The sequence below is a fragment of the Thiogranum sp. genome (assembly GCF_058323355.1).
In genome coordinates this window covers 1-15,856 of sequence record NZ_JBTTIO010000076.1, presented here as the reverse complement: position 1 = coordinate 15,856, position 15,856 = coordinate 1, and the positions used below count along the sequence as shown (strand labels likewise).

The 15,856-nt window shown below is 56.1% G+C and carries 10 protein-coding genes; 9 read left to right on the top strand and 1 reads right to left on the bottom strand.

Annotated elements, in window-relative coordinates; translation table 11 throughout:
- Positions 1-269 precede the first annotated feature (269 nt).
- Together ACW81B_RS11510 and ACW81B_RS11505 are read left to right on the top strand one after the other, a co-directional pair.
- Positions 270-1,157: a LysR family transcriptional regulator gene (locus ACW81B_RS11510; RefSeq protein ID WP_491580369.1), complete on the top strand. Its 888-nt coding sequence runs from the start codon at positions 270-272 to the stop codon at positions 1,155-1,157.
- Between the two features lie 233 nt (positions 1,158-1,390).
- Positions 1,391-2,077 (top strand): response regulator, encoded by a 687-nt coding sequence (locus tag ACW81B_RS11505; protein WP_491580368.1) that lies wholly within the window; start codon positions 1,391-1,393, stop codon positions 2,075-2,077.
- A gap of 44 nt (positions 2,078-2,121) precedes the next feature.
- Here the strand turns inward: ACW81B_RS11505 and ACW81B_RS11500 are convergent, their stop codons facing one another.
- Complete coding sequence (locus tag ACW81B_RS11500) at positions 2,122-3,891, bottom strand: ATP-binding response regulator (protein WP_491580367.1); 1,770 nt, start codon at positions 3,889-3,891, stop codon at positions 2,122-2,124.
- Between the two features lie 280 nt (positions 3,892-4,171).
- On the opposite strand from ACW81B_RS11500, the gene ACW81B_RS11495 reads away from it, so the two are divergent.
- From ACW81B_RS11495 to ACW81B_RS11465, 7 genes are all read left to right on the top strand, one after another.
- Positions 4,172-6,190, top strand: coding sequence for a WD40/YVTN/BNR-like repeat-containing protein (locus ACW81B_RS11495; protein WP_491580366.1), 2,019 nt, complete (start codon positions 4,172-4,174; stop codon positions 6,188-6,190).
- A 166-nt stretch (positions 6,191-6,356) separates the two neighbouring features.
- On the top strand, positions 6,357-7,001 hold the full coding sequence (locus tag ACW81B_RS11490) for a hypothetical protein (protein ID WP_491580365.1): 645 nt from the start codon (positions 6,357-6,359) through the stop codon (positions 6,999-7,001).
- Positions 7,002-7,071: 70 nt separating this feature from the next.
- Positions 7,072-9,378 carry a hypothetical protein gene (locus ACW81B_RS11485; RefSeq protein WP_491580364.1) on the top strand — a complete coding sequence of 769 codons (2,307 nt, stop codon included), beginning with the start codon at positions 7,072-7,074 and terminating at the stop codon, positions 9,376-9,378.
- Positions 9,379-9,496: 118 nt separating this feature from the next.
- Positions 9,497-11,386 (top strand): DUF8200 family protein, encoded by a 1,890-nt coding sequence (locus tag ACW81B_RS11480; protein WP_491580363.1) that lies wholly within the window; start codon positions 9,497-9,499, stop codon positions 11,384-11,386.
- A 126-nt stretch (positions 11,387-11,512) separates the two neighbouring features.
- Positions 11,513-12,199 carry a hypothetical protein gene (locus tag ACW81B_RS11475; RefSeq protein ID WP_491580362.1) on the top strand — a complete coding sequence of 229 codons (687 nt, stop codon included), beginning with the start codon at positions 11,513-11,515 and terminating at the stop codon, positions 12,197-12,199.
- A 24-nt stretch (positions 12,200-12,223) separates the two neighbouring features.
- A complete protein-coding gene (locus ACW81B_RS11470) occupies positions 12,224-13,462 on the top strand; it encodes a hypothetical protein (RefSeq protein ID WP_491580361.1) in 1,239 nt (412 codons plus the stop codon).
- Complete coding sequence (locus ACW81B_RS11465; RefSeq protein ID WP_491580360.1) at positions 13,455-15,668, top strand: VWA domain-containing protein; 2,214 nt, start codon at positions 13,455-13,457, stop codon at positions 15,666-15,668. The genes ACW81B_RS11470 and ACW81B_RS11465 overlap by 8 nt, the downstream gene beginning before the upstream one ends.
- Positions 15,669-15,856: the final 188 nt, after the last annotated feature.

Here is a 15,856-nt window from a genome sequence, read left to right as displayed (position 1 = left end):
ACGGCGTACAAAAACCAGTGCACCTTGTCGAAACCGGTCAACCAGATACCGATCAGGACGATGGTGGCCGCATTGAAAAAGAAAAACCGCATCGCTTTGCTTGCTTTTGTCATTTCGGAGTCTCCCGCTCAGACGCATGATCAGGGGTGAAAGCGTCGTAATGCACTTGCACCAGAACGCGGGAAATTGTAGAAATGTCTTCCTGTGATAACAATACTCAATATTGATACATCTTTGTTATCAGTCTTGTAACCAATTGGCGGCGCCTTATGGACAGTCTCAAACGCATGGTCATCTTCACTCACGTTGCCGAGGCAAGAAGCTTTTCCGTGGCCGCCCGTAAACTTGGCATCGCCAGGTCGGCTGTCAGTCGTCACATCACCCTGCTTGAGAAAAGTGTTGGCGTCCGCCTGCTGAACCGGACTACCCGCAGTGTCAGCCTGACAGAAGCGGGTGAAACCTACTATCAGAGCTGCGCCCGCATTGTTGCCGAGGCGGAAGCAGCAACCCGCCGTGTCAGCCAGCTGCGCGACGAACCGGCAGGCACCCTGAAGGTGGCCGGTCCCACGAGCTTCGGGAGCCAACTGGCCACCCTGGCAAGCAGATTCATGCAGCACTACCCGCTACTGAATATAGAACTGCTACTGGATGACCGGGTTACGGATATGGTCCGCGACAGTATCGATGTGAGCATTCGTATCGGCTGGTTAAATGATACCAATCTGGTTGCCCGTCATGTTTGTGAGTCGCCACGCCTGTTGTGCGCGTCCCCGGGTTATATCGAACGTCAGGGAAGACCCGGGTCACCGGCACGGCTTGAAAACCACGAGTGCATAATATTCACGCTGTTACCCACGCCGCATCAATGGACTTTTACACGAAATAATCGCAAGGAGACGATCCACGTGAGTGGGCGGTTTAAAACCAACAGCGCAATAGCCGTGCGCTCACTTATCCTGGACGGTGCCGGGATCGCGGCACTTTCGAATTTCCTGGTGTGTGACGATATCAAGGCGGGTCGCCTGGTACAGCTGTTACCCGGCTATGATTGCGGCAGCGCCGGCATCTATGCAGTTTATCAGCACCGGTGTCATCAACACGCCAAGGTACGATTGTTCATCGACTTTATCCAGGGGCGTCTGGAAGAGATGATATAAACGCATACGTGAAAATTGCGTTCAGGCAAGCGACCAGGGGAGAGATACCGTTGTTTACATCGGTTGTCAGCGTCGGTGAGTTGCAGTGCGCTGCGTCATCGGATGTGTTGATATTATACGGTAGATAGTATACATAGATAATGTAGGGCTGATCGACACGGATCGGCCGGGCGGTTAATGCCCAGGGGGGGCACAATTTATCTTTTTGCCGTTATCCTGTATGCGCTGGCGCCGTGACTGTCCAGGGTCAGGGTGACAACAGTGCGGGTGCACGAGGCAAACATGGCTCGCAGGCCAGGCTGGCATGTACGATTCTGCTGGTAGACGATCACCCTGCAATGGCGGAAGGTATTCGCAGCCTGTTGTCCGCCAGCTACCGGGTGGTTCTGGCGGGGAACTTCCATGAAACCATGGAGCGGCTGCGCCGCGACACCGATGTGGCGCTTATCCTGCTGGACCGTAGCCTGCCTGATGCAGACGGCATGATGGTATTGTCAACGCTCAAGCGACGCTACCCCGATATTCCTGTCGCGATGATTTCGGCTGATGAGAAACTTGCAACGATTCGCCTCGCACTGCAATTGAAGGCAGCGGGGTATATCCCCAAGACGCAGCCCCCCGGTGAGCTGCGTCGTGCGGTGGATGCGCTGGTCGCAGGGGAGTGCTGGCTTCCTGATGAGGTACGCCGGCAACTTGATGTCGAGCAGTCTCCATGCTCGAACCGACAGGGCCTGACTCCGCGACAATACGATGTTCTGCGTCTACTGCAGGCAGGGCTGGACAACAAGGTCATCGGCAACAGTCTGGGTATTTCGGAAACGACCGTTAAAACGCACATCAGCGCCCTGTTCAGGGCACTGGGCGCGCGTAACCGCACCATGTGTGTGCGCACGGCGCGTCAACTGGGACTACTGGATTAAGCCGCATGTCGCCCGACGTCCGGCTGCGGCATGGCCCCGCCTCACTACGAAACCCGGGGAGACATGCGGGTTAAAACGCGCCGCAGTTCATCCATATCGACGGGTTTGTGGAGAACAGGGTAGCCGTTTGATCCGGCTTCCCGCAGGCGATCCGGTGCAGTGTCGCCGGTGATGATGGTCATGGGCGGGAGGACGTCCAGGTGTTGTTCCAGTTGCCGGATCAGGTCGATGCTGGTCAGTCCACCGCGCAGTCTGTGGTCACAGAGGATGTGATCCGGCACACCCTGTTGTTGAATCAGGCGTAACGCCTGTTCCGGTCCCTCGGCACTGTCACAACGCATACCCTGCGATTCCAGCGCGGCCCGCATTGCGGTTCGTACCTGTGCCTCGTCATCAACGACCAGGATATGCAGGCCATCGAGGACGCCACCCGGTAATTTGCCTGTGCTGAAAGATGTCTGCGGGTCGGTGCGGGAAGCGCCAACCGCCCGGGGTAACACAATACGAAATACCGACCCTGTACCAGGACGGGAACAAAGCTGAAGTTCTACATTCAGAATGCCCGCCAGTTGACGGCAGATGGCCAGGCCCAGGCCCAGGCCACGCGTTTTGTCGCGCTCGGGATTGTCGATTTGATAAAACGGCTCAAAGATACGTGCGCGTTCTTCCTCACGGATACCCGGCCCGGTATCCCAGACTTCGATCATGCAATGTTGGCCGCGAATTCTTGCCGCCATCAGTACGCCGCCGTGCGAAATGTAACGGAAGGCGTTGGCGAGCAGGTTACGCAGCAGGTTGGTCAGTAGTGTGGGGTCGCTGGTGAGCATGACCGGTGTGGGACGGACGGAATACTTCAGTTGTTTCTCTCTCGCCAGTGGCAGAAACTCACCCAGCAACCGGGTAAAGACTGTACCCAGTTCGAAGTTGCTGATATTGGGTGATATCACGCCCGCATCCAGTTTCGACAGGTCGAGGAGGGATTCGAGCAGGTCGGACAGGCCTTGAACGCTGGCATCGAAATCCCGGAACAGGGTTTTGCTGCGCGGGCTTGAAAGCTCCGACCTGAGCGCATAGGCGAGCAGTTTGATGGCGTGCACCGGTTGGCGCAGGTCATGGTTGGCCGAGGCCAGGAAACGGGTTTTGGCCATGTTCGCCTGTTCCGCCAGCTGTTTTTTCTGCTTGAGTTGCTGGATCAGGTTGAGGTTTTCAAAGCGCAGCTGGATACCTTCATAGATAACCCGTCGCGCCTGACGCGCGACCCGGATCATCATCAGCAGGAACAGGATCAACAGCACGGCCAGCACATGCTCCGCGCCGTCGCCACGCAGAAGCAGGTGGACAGACAAAATCCCCAGCGCCATGCCGTTGAAAGCATAAAAAGCCGGTAACCAGTTGGCGGTGACAATGATCTGCCCGGCAGCCGTGCCAATGATGATGACATATAGCAGGGTTTGCAGCGTGGTCTGTTCCGGTACATAAAACAGCGCGCCTGCTGCGCCCCACAAGCCGCCGACCGCCAGCGATGTCAGGGTGAAACAGGTACCCCAGCGGTCGATATCCAGGTCGCGCTGGTCTGTACGCCGGTTAAACGCACGGGCCAGCACAATGCGCAGCACATACAAGGTGAACAGACCGGCCATCCAGCCAACCAGCAGCCTTTTGTCGATATAGGTCCAGTACAGGGCGACCACAGCGACGGGGAAACTGAACTGGATCGTGGTGATGCCCGGCAACTGGTCGAAAAGAAAACTCAGTGCCTGGCGACGTACCGCCGGGTCGTTGATCAGGTCGTGTTCGATGGCCGTGCTGTTCATGGTTCCCCCTGCCTCCGACAGTGATGCAACGATTCAGGCGTTATGCCCGGTTGAGCATCCAAAATACCAGTATTGCATATCTTCCGGGCAATATTGTCCCGCTACAACGGGAGGGGGACTCCTACTTTTGTAGGATGGGGCCAATCCGGGATACATCCGATAATATGCTTATGGCCGTGTGTGACGTGGAAAATGCCGGCCCGGAAAAGGAGTGAACCTTGTCCCGGTCTGGTGCGACCTACCGCTGGCATGAACACGCCTTAACACAGGAGAAATGACAATGATAAAAACACACGGTAACGTCGAACAGTCTATTGGCTGGTGGGCAATGCTGACCGTCACGCTACTACTGACCTCGACACTACAGGCGGCGCAGGTCGGTATCGACTGGCAGTGGGCCAATCCAGTACCACAGGGTAATCCATATAACGCGGTGGCTGACAGCGGCGGCCAGGGTGTGACTGTTGCTGTGGGCGATTTGGGGAGTATTGTAGCCAGCCTGGATGGCGTGACCTGGACAGCACGCTCATCGGGTGTTACGGCTAACCTCTATGGGGTAACAGCTGACAATATCACGGTTGACGCTATCTATGCGGTGGGAGAGCAAGGCACCATCCTCCTTAGTGGATCAGGTATTACTACCTGGCATGAGGAAAGTTCAGTTACTACAGAAACGCTTCGTAGCGTGACTTTCAATCAGAATGCTTCTGCTCCCCTGTTTGTCGCCGTCGGGGATAATGGCACCATTTTGACCAGTATTGGCAGTACCAACGTTGGTAACGGCCCATGGATAGTGCAGACTGCGCCACCAGGTGCCGGTAATCTCATGGGCGTTACATGGAGTTCATCATCTGGTCTGTTTGTAGCAGTCAGTGATAGCGGAAAAATTCTCGCAAGCACAGATGGTGTTAGCTGGACCTTTGAAAATTTTGTTGCCGGAAATCCTACTACAGCGCCGAATGGTTTTAATGCCGTAACCTGGGACAGTGCCAATGCCCAGTTTGTTGCTGTCGGAGCCTCCGGTATTATCGAGACAAGCGCAACCGGTGCTAACTGGGTGCAGCAAGCATCCGGCACAACAGCCGCGCTCACGGGCATCGCCCAACAGGGTACGAAACTGGTTGCTGTAGGTCGTTTTGTAACGCTGAGCAGTTCTGACGGTGGTGTTAGCTGGACGGTTCAGCCTGCCGGCACAAATCTGGATCTGCACGCCGTCACGAACAATAATGGCGACCTCAGTAGTGCATTTCTTGCCGCGGGGGTTGGTGGTCGTCTTTTAACCGGTTCTGATGGTAGTAGCTGGACGCAGCAACAGCCAACAAGTAGCCTGACAGGTGGTTTGACCCAGGAGCGCATTGAGGACGTTGTCTGGAATGGAAGCCAGTTCCTGGTGGTCGGCAGTATGTTTGATAGTAGTGGAACGCGAACGTTTACCAGCAGCGACGGCATAAACTGGTTATCGCACAGTGCTATGGCTGCGCCAGATACCGCTGTTGTATGGGATGGCAGTTCAAGGTTTGTTGGTATTGACAGCGGCGGTTCAGCTTATACCAGCCCGGACGGTATTGCCTGGACGCAACACACTGTGGGCACGGGTATCAATCTATTTGATATTGGCTGGGATGGTGCGCAGTTTACGGTTGTCGGACTGGGTGGCGTTATTTTCACCAGTCCGGATGCGACCAGTTGGACAGCGCGCACATCGGGTACCACTAATGCGCTTGAGGCTGTGGCCGGCAACGGCTCGGTCACTGTCGCTGTCGGTGACAACGGTACCCTGATCACCAGCAGTGATGGCGGTGCCAGCTGGGTGGCACCTTCGGTACCTGCACTTGGCGTCAACTCACTTATTGATGTGCTCTGGAACGGCGCTCAATTCCTGTCTGTAGGGACTCAGGGGCTAATCCTGAGTAGCCCCGATGGCAGCAACTGGACCAGCCGGACGTCAGGTACAAACGATACTTTGAAAGGTCTTTCCTGGGATGGTACGCAGTTTATCGTTGTCAGCGCCCAGGGTGGCGTGCTCACCAGCCCGGATGGCGTGACATGGACCAGCCAGACATCCGGCACGACGAATACATTAACGGCAGTTGCAGGTACCAGTACCCGGCTGGTTGCCGTGGGTTGGGACGGAACGATTCTGACCAGTGAGGGCAGCGTACCAACTGCGCCGGCTGCCAGCTCAGGTTCTTCCGGCGGCGGCTGCACGGTGAACGCCAGCGCCGCTTATGATCCGACCCTGTTGCTCTGGCTGTTAATTGGTGGTGTATGGCTGGCAAGAAAACCCGTGAAGGCCTGAGTCAACACACTATCTGAACGTATCGCGGCAATCTCTCCGGTCCGGGTCGAGGCTGTGAGAGGTTGCCGCATTTTTTTGAACCACCGGGCACTTGATTACGACTCAATCACTGAACGCGCGACAAGGTCGTGCACACAATGAATCAATACCAGAGGAGTTATACCGCATGAAACAGTCACAGTCTTCCCGGCCGCATTTTTCCCTGTCCCGGGTTCTGCCCGCCCTGGCGCTTGCTGCGCTGACAAGCGGGTTGGCAATGTCTGCCCATGCTGGCGATGGCCTGGCCGGGGCTTATCAGCCGCCGGTGATCAAGCCGGGTGTCGTTAAACCTGCGATCAACAAAAATCAGCTGATTCAGCGTGGCGTCGGGGTGCGGGCGCCGCTACTGCGCCCCCGCACCTGCCCGGATCTGGTTATCCAGGGTTTGCATGTCAACAATGTGCAGTTTTACAACGGCAACTACATCATTCGTCTGGCCGGCGTGGTCCGGAATATCGGTTCGGCGGATTACCGTTCCGGTCCGAGTCAGCAGAGCGTGCGTTTTTCCGGCGCCGGTCTGAATGCCAGTGCACTCCGTTTCGGGAATGTCCCCAGGGGCGGAAGCGTGCCTACCGGTGCGATTTTCCGTAACATAGCGGGTGGGGAGTTTATACCGGATATTCAGGCGGTGCTCAGTTTCGATCCGGATATCGCCAGTGATAACAATCCGGGCAACGATGAGTGCAACACCCGAAATAACAAGGCAGTACTCAGCCGCGCGGAAATTCAGCGTGCCATCGACGGCTACCAACGCACGCATGTGCGACGTTAAGCCGGGGACGCGGACGATCTGCAACTGCAATCTCGCGGTCAGTAACACGGGGGGGATAAAAATGAGATGGATGCGCCACATTCCAGCGTGGATCGCTATCGGGTTACTACTGAGCGGCGGTTTGACATCCGCAGCCGCCGGTGACAACCCGCTTGTCTCCCCCGGTGTATTGAAACAGCCCGCAGTGAAGGTGACACCAAAGAAGGTGACGCCAAACGTGCTGGAGCAGAACCACGACAAGACCAAACTTCCCGTACCAGTTCGTAAGCTGTCTGTGAAACCTGCACAGAACGCCATAACAGCACCGATCCGTCCGGCGCGGGAAGTACCGGTCGTTGCGGCGCCAACGGGTTCTGCCAGTGTTACCGTACCTCGCACGCTTCAACAACCCGTCATCCGGAAACCGATTGTGCCCGTGGCCCCTGCCACCCGGCCAACCGGTTCGAAGTCGCCCGCGCTGCGCAATCCAGGAGCCTGGTTCCCGGGGAAGGTTAAGAAATCACCCATTAATAATCCGTCGGCCAGCGGGTTCCATGGTGATCGTGTAAAACCCGCGCACGGTGGCTTTGTGCCGCCATCGTTGCCAGGGTCAAAACGATTCGGACTCAACAGACCCGTTACCGGCCCGGTTGGCAAATCCATATTACCGCCCGCTGTGACAGCCGGGCCACGACATCTGCTCGGGGGAGATGCACCGTCTGCGCCGGCGACACTCAACGGGCGTGGTATTTCCGCCGTGGCTACGGATACGCTTCAGCCTGATCTGATGATCGAGGACATTTCCCTGGATGCATCGCGCCGCGCGGTACTGGTGAAGTGGCGCGAGGCCAATCATCGGCCGTTACCTGCGGGTGAATTTGACTGGGCGGTCGGGCTGGGTGACGTGCATATGGCCTCCGCAGCACGCGTCCGGGAGGCCCGGGCCGGCCTGTCCCGGCTGTCTGGCAGGAATCCACGGCGGCCTGCGTCTGGTCGTTCCGAAGATTTTACAGGGGGTTCGGGGGGCGATGAGGAAAGAGAACCTGCAGGCATAATGTCAATCGGCAGTGGCACCGTGCGGGTTGCCGAAGGCGACAGCCGCGGCCAGTTCCTGGCGCCGCTCGATTTGTACGCTGGCCTGATACGTGATCAGCCCTATCTGACGGTAAAAGCAACCCTCAACACAGGTGGCCGCTACGCGGAGTCCGGTCGTGATAATGATACCTTGACCAAACAGGTTCCCTATCCGCGTCATACCGGGGCGCAAGCGGTGCCCGGAGAAATCCCGTCACAGGTGATCGCGGTGAGTAGCCGGCCAGCGCGCGGTAACGAGTATGTCACGGTGCGCTATTCCCTGGCGGGCAGCCGGGCGGGGCGTATGGGGATTCAGTGGAAAAACGGCGGAACCACCGTGCCAATGGACTGCTATCCCAATGGGGGTGACGGCTTGAGCAGTGCACCGCCGGGACTAAACCAGCAGCTGACGTTTGTTTGCCAGGTGCCGGTGCAGCCGCGTGCCAGTACCGACAGTACGCAAAATATGACTATCAGCACGGTGTTTTACGATGGCAACGGCCACAAGTTACCGGGTTATACGACGCCTGCTGTTTTGCACTTCCCGCAGAGTGCGAGTGCCAATAGCGGGCACCCCGATCTTGACGTACAGATCGTCATGGCGCAGCGCTATAACGGCAAACCCTGGGTCACTGTGCGGATCAGAAATGAAGGCAATGCGCCCAGCCCGCAGAGTCGTATCGTGCTGGAGTCCTCACCGACCGATGACGGCGCCTGTCGCTGGCCACACGGCGCGCGCAAAACCGTGCCGGTGCTGGCGCCCGCTGAAGTGTTTGATGCGAACCTGCCCGGCGACTACTGTCACGGTGAACCCGGGAGTTACCGCGTCAACGCGCAAGCGGAGCGGATCAGACTGAGCGCGCGCATCGAAACCCCAGCTGATGAACTGAATCAGCGTAACAACAGCGCCAGTCGCTTGTTGAACGATGCGCTGCGCGACTCACCGGCGAAAGATCTTGTCACGCGTATCGGCAGCGTGGTGCTGGTCAATCCGCCTGCCGGTGCCGACAATTGCGCCTATTACGATGCGCATATTCGTATTGACGGGGGACCGTTTACTTCACCTGTTACAGCAGAGTTACGTAGCGATGTCGCGCGCGCGGGAGGTCCCGTGCCGCCTGAGGTCCGGGTTGATTCCAGTATGAGGCTGACGGCAACCACCCGCGGCTGTGTTGTGCTGCCGGGTCGCCGCGTAGAGATTCGTCTGCACTATGCGAATGGGCGCAACAGTCCGTGGCAGGTCGTTCAGGGCATCCAGGGGAACCGCGTGACAGAGGTGCGAGGCGGGTCGGAGACAGTGAAGAGGCTGCAACCCGCGCCATGAGGTCAGCTTGCATGTTCGGCGACTGCGATGAACCGACAGGAAGTTTGAACCATCCGGCGACAGCCGGCGACTCATTCAGCAGAACCCGTGTCGGGATTGCCAAAGCCAGGGAGAAAAAATGAAAAATATCACGCGTAGTGGATTTCTTGCGGTTGCGCTGTCGTTGTCGATCAGCGGCATGACACCTGCTATCGCCGGCAACAACCTGATGCTTTCCCCGGGGGGATTAAAACAACCCATGATGAAACCGGCTCCGGACAGCGCACGGCAGTACCACTATCGGGCCGAGACACGCGCACCAGCAAAGAAACAGGGTAAGGTTCAGACTGGAGGACTGGCCTGGCAATGTCAGGGCAAGGCCTGCACGATCAGTGGCCCCTGGCCAACCCCCGCCGTCAGTGCCTGTCAGGCCCTTGCACGGCAGGTTGGCCCGCTCCGCTCGTATGGCCACGCGGGCCAAAAACTTTCTGCTCAACAGTTAAAACAGTGCAATGCCGGCATCGGGAAGAAATCGCCGGCCGTCGCAGCAGGTGTTGCTGGCCGAAAGGCCGTCCAGTCCGGCGCTCGTGTCGGCTTGAAACCGGTTTTGCCATCGTTGCCCACGCGCCCGTTGCCGGCACCGGTGGCCATAAAGAAAACACAACCGGTAACGTCAACAGTGGCCAGGCGTCCCGAAACATCTGCACCTGTTGGTGTCGTAGGCACCCAGCCGCCCCGGCGTCAGGGTGGCTTCGCACTGCAGGCTGTACCCGGGATAAAAGCACCGGGGCTGAATAAGCCGGTTACCGGTATGGCTGGAAAACCCCTTCTGCCGATGGGTGCGAAGGGCGGGCCACGGCACGTATTACGTGATGGTGATGCGCCACGACCAGGCCTCGGCGGTTTTGCACCGGTACCCGGTGCCGGTGCAAGTATTGCCCATGCACCGGTTATTGGCCCGGCGGGTACATCGCTTTTGCCTGCACAGATAAAACTTACGGTTGATTACCTGGTTAATGCAAGTGATGGTAGGCGAATCTATATTGAGAATGGCAGAGCAGCCGCTGATAAATTCATACCCTTTCGCAGTTCATTAACGGCGCAACTTAGCCTGGAGAATTCAGGTGGAGAATCAGCAACGGTTCGTGTTATGGCGGCAGGTGCGGTTCCGTCCAGGGCTGTTTCCGTGTCCCCCGGTGAAACAAAGCATATCCGCTTGAGTACAACACCGTTGGAAAGTCTTGTGCTGGATACAGCTTACGACGGCCCCCGCTATGAGGCGTCTTACTATCTGGTTATGCCAACCAGACCATTCCAGGAATTCAGTGATGCGAATAATCGTGACAATCGGGCACGCGCGATCGTAGGTGTTAGAGGCTCTCCCCTGGACAGGGTGAATTTGGGCGTGGACATTTCAAATATTCGCCTCATCATGAAAAAGGTTCCTCTCGATCGTAATGTCAGGGCGCGTCTTAATGGCAAACTGGACTCGGGGATTGACGAGACTGTGACCGCGCGTGTTACGTTCAGGAATGCGGGAAATATCGCGTCAGAAGCAACCACTGTGCAGATAAAACTCGAAAGCACCCGCCCTGCAGTTGCTCCAGAATCCGACAAGTCACTAATCCGTACAGGGTTGACAGCCGGCAGCAATGCACCCGGTGGCACAATTACCATTAGCGTGCCTGTACCGTCCATTCCAGCGGGCGGTCAGGTTACCCAGGATATTAGTTTCTATCGCGTGTTGCATGCACTCTGGGATCGCGACATTCGACGATCGAAAGGATTAGGTCTCAGGCATGGCCATATGCACATTCCGGAGGCTCTGGGTGCTTATGCCTGCGGTTTGAACAATTGGGGCAAGTATCAGGGCTGGAATGGTTCATACTTTCAAATTACAGTGTCCTTCCCGGAAACCACCGGGGGTGGAAGCACTTACGCGTCGCGCCTGATAGCCGGGCATTTTGCAGCGACCCAGGACAGGTTGGGGTGTGATGCAGAACAAGTACGATCACTGCCATCCCGTTAACTGGAACAAAAAAGGCCTGGATCTTAAGGAAGATCGACAGGGCCAAGGCCGATTGATCATTCCAGGAACGCTATTGCAGCCAGGACAAGTTTATACCATTCACAAAAAGTTACCGGAGGAAGGACAATGAAGTTGAATAAACAGACTGGACCGATCGCACTGCTGGCGGGTATGAGCTTGTTCGGCATGCAGCCGGCATCCGCCGATGTAACCGTGGTTTACAAAATGACCTCACGGGATGGTAGCGGCACGCAAACCATCCGCTATGCCGACAAACAGCACGTTCGGCTCGATATGGGCGGTGCGGGCAACCGGACAATGAGTATGCTGAAACTGGGCGACAAGGTTTACAGCATTTCCGGGAAAGTGGTTCAGGATATGTCGCAGCTTGCGGAAATGATGGCTTCCATGGGAATGGGAAAGAAGGGCGGTAAGCAGGCGCAGACCCCGATCACATTTGAAGATACCGGAAGGACCGAAACCATTGCCGGCATTCGCGGCAAGGTATACCGCTTTGTCGATAACGGAAAGCGGCATGAGGTGGTGCTTGGGAAGAACAAGGATTTGCAGGATGCAGTGTTGGGCGTGGTGGAAATCACCAAAGCGGCAACCGGGATGATGTCATTCGGCCCTTCCAGCCGGGTTCAGCAAGACGCCTCCCTGAAAAGCATGGCTCTGCTGCGCCTGGATGATCGCGTTCGCTTGCAGTCAATGAATACCCGTGATGTGCCCGCTGCGACGTTTAAACTTCCATCCAGGCCCCAGCAAATGGGTGGCATGGGCGGACTGATGAAAGGGGTTATCGGGAAGTAACGACTGGCTCGTGAGGAGCGACGTATGCAACGTCTGAAAGGATTTTGGTGGCTGTTTGCCTGCCTGCTTATGATGGCTTTAACGGCAACTGCGCAAGAGCGGATGCCGGATTTGTTCCCCGTGGTGGTTGATGCCAGGCAAGGATACATGGAGGTTCGTAATATCGGTGATGCTGTGGCGGAGCCCAGCCAGTTATATGTTGTCTGCTCGATGATCCGTTCGGGTAAGCCGGCCGTTTCCTGTGCCACTGGTTTGCATTTACCCGGATTTATCGAGAAATGGAATACCTTGCCCTTTGATATCCCCGCCTTACAGCCCGGTGACAGCTTTCGTGTGAACCTGTTTGGTTCCGGTTCTTTTCCGCGCCAGGAAGGTGTTATATATGGAATGAAAATAACCACTGATCCGCTCAAACACATTGCTGAATCCAATGAGGCGAACAATTACACGCGCCTTGATACGACACCGGGTTATGCGATTCCAGGCAATGGCACCCGCTTTGATAAATTGCACGTAGGGTATTTTAAGCTGAATTTATTGATGGCGGGTAAGCCGATTCGTTTCGAGTTTGGCCGTACTTCGGGCGCCAGGGGTTTCCCTTCCGATGAACAAATGTTTTCTTCCGAAACCGGAGAACCCGTCGCGCCGTTGGAAATTGCCAATGATCGGCAGCCGGCAAAGTTCCGTGTGGGAGTCTATGATTTAAAGGTTCACGAGCGTGCTGTCGGTGGCAAAGAGATTGTGATTAAAGGAATAGCCATTCGCGAAGGAGAGACTGCTGAAAAAACAGTCGAGATTCGTCAACCCGGGCAGTTGAATATCAAGGCGCGCTGGACCGGCCAGCCATACGATATTGCCGCGTGCGCGGCATATCACAACCCTTTCAATCTTAATCGTTTGGGAGCGCTCATGGGCGGTGGTAGCGGGTCAGGGGGCCGTAGTCGTGGGAATTGTCTTGACCCGAACGTTTTCCTGAGGGCGTCGATTTCCAGTCCGGGGCGAAGCGATGGCGATATTGCCAGAGATATATATTTTGAAACCAGAGGCACCAGAGATTCCACCGGAAAAATAGATGATGATGCGCGTATTCAGGCCATCGATATTGAGCCAGGTGTTTATGACATTACAGTCTGGCCTGTCATACAAGGTGATCATCGGGAGCTGGAGCGGACCCTGAAAGGCGTCACAATCACAGCGGGCGGAGTCACACAAAGAAAACTCGAATTCCGCTGGCCGGAAAAAAACAGGATGAGAAATGACTGAATTATTACTGTCCCTGGTTCATTCCTTTGCGGTGACTTCCATGATGCTGATCGCACTGCTGGCCACACCGACCGCATGGGCCGGGAAATTGCTGGACGAGATGCAGGTGCAGGATACCTGCGGCACCATCTATGCCGATAAACTGGCCTCGTGTACGCCGTTTCAGTGCCAGAAGCCAGCCGCTATGACGATGATGATGGGGTTCCCATCCGAGGTGGAACTTAAAAAGATGCCACCGGAACGGCAGCGGAAGATGAGGAAGTCCATGGCCGAGGCTGAAAAGAAAATAGCTGCCATGTCGCCAGAAGCGCGCGAGGCGATGAAGGCCAAACTGTTATCGACTCTCGAAATCAAGGGCGTCGATGCGCAGGGTCGATGTCAAACCCGTAGTACGGGAGGCCCGGGTATTCGAATGGATTGCCTGCTGGATGCAAGCCTGTTGAAAAAGGTCAGTGATTTCACAAAAGCAGAGGAAAGTTCACAGCATATTCGACTTGCTACCGGTTCAGACTCGGGTAATCCCTGGCAGGAAGCGCTACAACATGGTCAGTGCAAATCGCTTACAAAAGACCCGGATGCCGGCTGGATCAGCATGGACCAGATGAATCGAATGGCGCATATCGAACTGAAACTGTCAGAACATGGCAAGCCTGTGGATGGCCACATTCAGGTTTTTAACAGCAGTGATGGCGAGATTCTTTTTGACAAGCCTGTTGAAACAAGCCAGGGCGCGCGTGAGATCAACCTGAACCCGGGCACATTTGATATTCAGGTCGCGAGCAAGAATCCTCAATTGGCCGCTGTCTGGTTTCGTAACGTCCGGCTTGGCGCGGCAAATGTTTTCAGGAAGGAGGTCGAGTTTTATCCTGGCCCGGGAGCCCCCGATACCCTGTTTATCCTTGACGCCTCCGGCAGCATGTGGGGTCAGGTCAACGGCAAGCCTAAAATTACTATCGCCAAAGACGTCATGGCAAAACTGGTCCCTGAGTTACCGGATAATAACCGTATCGGCTTGATTGCCTATGGGCACCGGCGCAAGGGTGACTGTAATGATGTGGAAACCCTGGTGGAGTTGGGCGCCAATGACAAACAGGCTGTTCTGAAGGCCGTCAAGGGACTCAATGCAAAGGGCAAGACACCACTCACCCGTTCGGTGAACCAGGCATTCAACATGTTGCAAAGAACAAAACAGCCTGCAACGATCATCCTGGTGAGCGATGGCATCGAAAGTTGCAATGCGGATCCCTGCCAAACGGTGAAAGCGGCAAAAGAACACGGTGTGAAGTTTATCCTGCATACGGTCGGTTTTGGTTTGAGCGAGAAAGAGAGCGTACAACTCCAGTGTATGGCAAATGCCGGTGGCGGCGAGTATTTCCAGGCCAACAGCGCCGAGGATTTGCTTAAATCCGCCCGCACGGCCGTGCAGCCCAAGGGGATATTGAAATTGACCGTGAAGGTTAACGGAAAGGTGAATGACCTGAGTTACCGCGTTGAAGATACAAAGACCGGAAAGGTTATTCAGCAACCGGTGTTGCCGATACCATCAGGCATGCCTGTTCGTCTACCAGCCGGTCAATACGCCGTGTTCGTGTCACCTGCCGGGGTGAGTGGCGCCAGTGAACAGAAAATATCACTGAATATCGAGGCCGGCGAAGTCATCAACAAGACACTGATTTTTGGCAAGGGGGTATTGCACCTGACGGTAACGGTGAATGGGAAACCGGTCCACGCCAATATCCACGTGGAAGACTCAGCCACCCATAAGGGAGTTTACGAAAGTTCTGTGTTTGGCTGGGATACCCCGTTGGACATCGATCTGGCGGCAGGCAAGGTGGACGTTGTGGTGCAGGTCGGTGGGGAGGAAATACAAGAACGACGGGTAACGGGCGTTGAAATCGTGGCGGGGAAAAAGACCGGACTGGTGATTCCTGTAGAAACCCGATCCGATACCCCCAATGCGGCTGACGACAATGGGATGGAGCAAAATACGGATCGCCCCGGCGGTGGTGATTTCCGCCACTTTTCCCCGGCTAGCGATGATCCTGCCCTGTGCCAGAAAGCGTGTCAGGCCGATGCGCAGTGTAAGGCGTGGACCTATGTGAAGCCGAATACCGTGCAGGGACCACGGCCCAATTGCTGGCTTAAAGCGGGCATTCCAACCACTACGCATAATACCTGTTGTGTGTCAGGTCTCAGGCGTGAGTGACAGCAACCGGCCCCCGGAGGAAGGTTTGTTTGAACCGAACATGACGTTGCGCCGACCAACAGGGTATACGAAAGCAAAATAACAAGAGGGTAAGGACTGTGAGAATAGCCACGCACAGGAAAAAGATCTGTTGTCTGCTGCTGTCCCTGCTGGTGCTGCCGCCAGCCGGCTATGCCGCTGACAAGAAA

Bases quoted from the DNA above. Each gene is read 5' to 3' on its own strand.
- ACW81B_RS11480 (WP_491580363.1), top strand. From the start codon at position 9,497: ATGAAAAATATCACGCGTAGTGGATTTCTTGCGGTTGCGCTGTCGTTG.
- ACW81B_RS11495 (WP_491580366.1), top strand. From the start codon at position 4,172: ATGATAAAAACACACGGTAACGTCGAACAGTCTATTGGCTGGTGGGCA.
- ACW81B_RS11475 (WP_491580362.1), top strand. From the start codon at position 11,513: ATGAAGTTGAATAAACAGACTGGACCGATCGCACTGCTGGCGGGTATG.
- ACW81B_RS11470 (WP_491580361.1), top strand. From the start codon at position 12,224: ATGCAACGTCTGAAAGGATTTTGGTGGCTGTTTGCCTGCCTGCTTATG.
- ACW81B_RS11510 (WP_491580369.1), top strand. From the start codon at position 270: ATGGACAGTCTCAAACGCATGGTCATCTTCACTCACGTTGCCGAGGCA.
- ACW81B_RS11465 (WP_491580360.1), top strand. From the start codon at position 13,455: ATGACTGAATTATTACTGTCCCTGGTTCATTCCTTTGCGGTGACTTCC.
- ACW81B_RS11485 (WP_491580364.1), top strand. From the start codon at position 7,072: ATGCGCCACATTCCAGCGTGGATCGCTATCGGGTTACTACTGAGCGGC.
- ACW81B_RS11490 (WP_491580365.1), top strand. From the start codon at position 6,357: ATGAAACAGTCACAGTCTTCCCGGCCGCATTTTTCCCTGTCCCGGGTT.
- ACW81B_RS11500 (WP_491580367.1), bottom strand. From the start codon at position 3,891: ATGAACAGCACGGCCATCGAACACGACCTGATCAACGACCCGGCGGTA.